The organism is Mesorhizobium helmanticense (assembly GCF_003034915.1).
Lineage (GTDB): Bacteria > Pseudomonadota > Alphaproteobacteria > Rhizobiales > Rhizobiaceae > Mesorhizobium > Mesorhizobium helmanticense.
This window is the reverse complement of record NZ_PZJX01000099.1, coordinates 1-3248: the sequence shown is the minus strand read 5'-3', so window position 1 is coordinate 3248 and position 3248 is coordinate 1. Positions and strand designations below refer to the sequence as shown.

At 64.1% G+C, this 3248-nt stretch carries 4 protein-coding genes; 2 read left to right on the top strand and 2 right to left on the bottom strand.

The genetic code is table 11. The features are described from left to right. A partial coding sequence (locus tag C9427_RS33400; RefSeq protein WP_146172650.1) for a MarR family winged helix-turn-helix transcriptional regulator occupies positions 1 to 321 on the bottom strand: 321 nt, incomplete at its 3' end. Positions 322 to 617: 296 nt separating this feature from the next. Here C9427_RS33400 and C9427_RS33395 point away from each other — a divergent pair. Continuing rightward, on the top strand, positions 618 to 1412 hold the full coding sequence (locus C9427_RS33395; RefSeq protein WP_107653172.1) for an SDR family NAD(P)-dependent oxidoreductase: 795 nt from the start codon (positions 618 to 620) through the stop codon (positions 1410 to 1412). A gap of 76 nt (positions 1413 to 1488) precedes the next feature. Here C9427_RS33395 and C9427_RS33390 read toward each other — a convergent pair whose 3' ends face one another. Continuing rightward, positions 1489 to 2088 carry a LysE family translocator gene (locus C9427_RS33390; protein ID WP_107653174.1) on the bottom strand — a complete coding sequence of 200 codons (600 nt, stop codon included), beginning with the start codon at positions 2086 to 2088 and terminating at the stop codon, positions 1489 to 1491. 95 nt (positions 2089 to 2183) lie between these two features. On the opposite strand from C9427_RS33390, the gene C9427_RS33385 reads away from it, so the two are divergent. Next, positions 2184 to 3050, top strand: a complete 867-nt coding sequence (locus C9427_RS33385) for a LysR family transcriptional regulator (protein ID WP_107653173.1) — start codon at positions 2184 to 2186, stop codon at positions 3048 to 3050. The last annotated feature ends 198 nt before the right edge of the window (positions 3051 to 3248 follow it).

Here is a 3248-nt window from a genome sequence, read left to right as displayed (position 1 = left end):
GAGCTTGACCAAGCCTTGCGGCGTCAGCCGCACGCGCTTGACGCGGCGGTCGTCCTTGTCGGCAAAGGTCTCGACATAACCGTCGCGGATCAGCGGCTTCAGCGTATGGCCAAGCGCCGACAGGTCCATGATGAGCGCCTCGGCAATCGCACCCATCGCCGGCTCGTCGCCGATATGGATCTGGTAGAGCAGGCCCTGCTGCGTGGCCTTCAGGCCGGAAGGGGCAATCATATCGTCATAGAACTGGCCGAGCTTTCGTGTCGAACGACGGAGCGAGGCGTAGTTGCAAAGGGTCAGGCCGGGCAGGGCGGCTTGGGTCATGGCGGTTCCTAGTGCATGACCCCGAAAATCGGTCCCGATTTTCGGAAAGGATCATGCGCAAATCAAAGGGCTACACGTCCTTTGCGCGTCCCGGAAGAACGCGCGGCGCTGTAGAGGGCTAACGGCGTTCGCCGGTTCCACAAGAATAATCTTTGCCCGACTGATTGACAAGATAGTGGCATATGCCTATTTCTCATAATAGTGGTATATGCCGCTAAATTGAACTCAGCAGCTTTCCAGCAAGGCGAGGGCGATTGCCCACCGGGCAAGCCAGGAACAAGAGAAGGATTAGGGCAATGAGCAATCAGAACGGCAAGGGCACGGCGGTGGTCACCGGCGCCTCGTCCGGCATCGGCGCGGTCTATGCGGACCGGCTGGCAGGGCAGGGCTACGATCTCGTGCTGGTGGCGCGCCGCGCCGACCGGCTCGAGGAATTGGCGGAAAAGCTGCGCTATGCCTACAAAAGCAAGGTCAGCGTCATCAGCGCCGACCTCGCCGACGACGAAGACGTCCGACGTGTCGAGCAGGCGATCTCGACCGACGAGAGCATCACGCTGCTCGTCAACAATGCCGGCATCGGCGGGGCGCAGGTGGTGGCGACAGCCGACGCTGACCTCGCCGAGCGCATGATCAAGGTCAATATCGTCGCCTTGACGCGGCTGACGCGCGCCGTTCTGCCAGGCCTGATCGCGCGTAAGCGCGGCGCCATCGTCAACATCGCCTCGGTGCTCGCCTTCGACACTTCGTTCGGCGGCATCTACAGTGGCACCAAGGCCTATGTCGTCAACTTCACCGAGGCCCTGCATCGCGAAGTCGCCGGCACCGGGGTGAAGGCGCAGGTCGTGCTGCCGGGCGCGACGCGCACCGATTTCTGGGAACTTGCCGGGAGCGATATCGACAAGCTTCCAAAGGAGATTGTCATGACGGCCGATGACCTGGTCGATGCCGCGCTTGTCGGGCTTGCCAGAGGCGAAACCGTCACCGCGCCGGGGCTCGCAGATGCGGCCAGACTGGACGCGTTCCTCAGTGCCCGGCAAGGCTTCTACGGCAGCCTGCACGCCGACAAGCCTGCGGCGCGCTACGCGGCTTGAGGGTAGGATAGCGCCTGCCCTGCAGCACTTGGGTTCCTCGCTCCGCTCTGTGGGGAAGAGGAACCGGGTCTGTGCTTTACGCCGTCCGCCACATTGGAATGATCGAGGCGGCCAGCACCAGCGCCAGTACGATGTTGAGGGCGCGCCATTGCCATTCGGTCTTGAGCAGCCTTGCCAAGAGCATGCCTGCCACGCACCAGATGGACAGCGACACGGCTGCCGTGAGGCCGAAGGTCGAGCCCAGCAGCAGCGCAAGTTGTCCCGGCCCGTCGGCCAGCGCGGCGAACGAGGCCGCGGCACCCAATCCCATCGCCCAGCCCTTCGGGTTCATCCACTGGATGCCGGCGCCGCCGAAGAAGCTGTTGGGTCTGGCCATCGTCACATCGAGATTGGGTGGCCCGGCGCGGCCGATCTTGAGCGCCAGCCAGACGAGATAGAGCGAGCCGATGATCTTCATCGCCAGCTGCAGCGAGGGCATGGCAAGCAGCAGGCCGGCGAGCCCGGCGGCGGCAGCGCCGGTCACCGTGGCAAGGCCGATAGCACTGCCGGCCATCAGCGGAACGGAGCGGCGAAAGCCGAATTGCGCACCCGAAGCGGTGGACAAGGTCGTGGCGATGCCGGGCGTGGCGGTGGCCACGAAAGCAAACAGGATGAGCGGCAGGATTGGCTGGAGCATGGGGCGTCCTTCGTCGACGGCCCTATGGTAGACGTCGATTGCCATCAGTAAATGCAATGTTTGATATGCTTGGCATTAGCCTCTATAATGCAAGTATGACCCGCAACCTCGACACTGCCCTGATCCGAACCTTCGTCACCGTCGCCGACAAGGCGAGCATGACGGCGGCGGCGAACGCGCTGCATTTGACGCAAGGGGCGGTCAGCCAGCAGATCAAGCGGCTGGAGGAGGTTTTGGGCTGCGGTCTGTTCGAGCGCGACCGGCGCGGATTGCGATTGACGCGCGCCGGTGAACGGCTGCTCGGCAAGGCCAGGCGCCTGCTCGCGCTGAATGACGAGATCTGGACCGAGATGAACGGCAACGCGGTTGCGGGCGAGGTTCGGATCGGCGTGCCCTATGATCTTGTCGGCACCCTTTTGGCGCCGGTGTTGAAGACCTATGCCGAGACCTATCCGCAAGTGGAGATTTCACTGATCTGCGCGTCCTCGCCGGAGCTCGCAGCAGCACTCGCCGCAGGAACCATGGACCTTGCCGTGATCGAGGAGCGGGTCGGTCCGTCCGCCGGCGAATGCCTGTTGGTCGACCGGCTGGTCTGGGTTGGCGCCAAGGGCGGCGTCGCGCGCGCCAAGCGCCCGTTGCCGGTGTCGATGGTAGCCGACACTTGCGCCTTCCGCCCTGCGGTGATTTCGGCGCTCGACGAGAACGGATTGGAATGGCGCACCGTGTTCGAGAACGGCAATATCGACGCGACGACGGCGACGGTGCGCTCGGACCTTGCCGTCACCACCTGGCTTGCCTCCACGGTGCCTGGCGACCTCGACATCCTGCCCGATCCGGAGCTACCGGCCTTGCCGAATTTCGCGATCAATTTGCGTCTGCCGAAGCATGGTATCGAGCCTGCCGCAATGGAGTTTGCGGCGTGTATCCGCGAGGGTCTGGCGCGGCGGCGAGAGGCGGCTTGAGGGTCGTTGATTGTGGCCAGCCTGCGCCCACTAGGCAGAACTTGGGTTCCTCGCCCCCGCCAAAGCGGGGGAGAGGTGGCCGCGAAGCGGCCGGAGAGGGGGCTTTCGTAGGGCGAATACGTCTAGAAACCTGGTCACTGTCGCGCCAGTCCCCCTCTCCGTCTCGGCTTCGCCGAGCCACCTCTCCCCCACATTCGT

Coding starts and splice junctions, on each gene's coding strand:
- C9427_RS33395 (WP_107653172.1), top strand. CDS start 618: ATGAGCAATCAGAACGGCAAGGGCACGGCGGTGGTCACCGGCGCCTCG.
- C9427_RS33390 (WP_107653174.1), bottom strand. CDS start 2,088: ATGCTCCAGCCAATCCTGCCGCTCATCCTGTTTGCTTTCGTGGCCACC.
- C9427_RS33385 (WP_107653173.1), top strand. CDS start 2,184: ATGACCCGCAACCTCGACACTGCCCTGATCCGAACCTTCGTCACCGTC.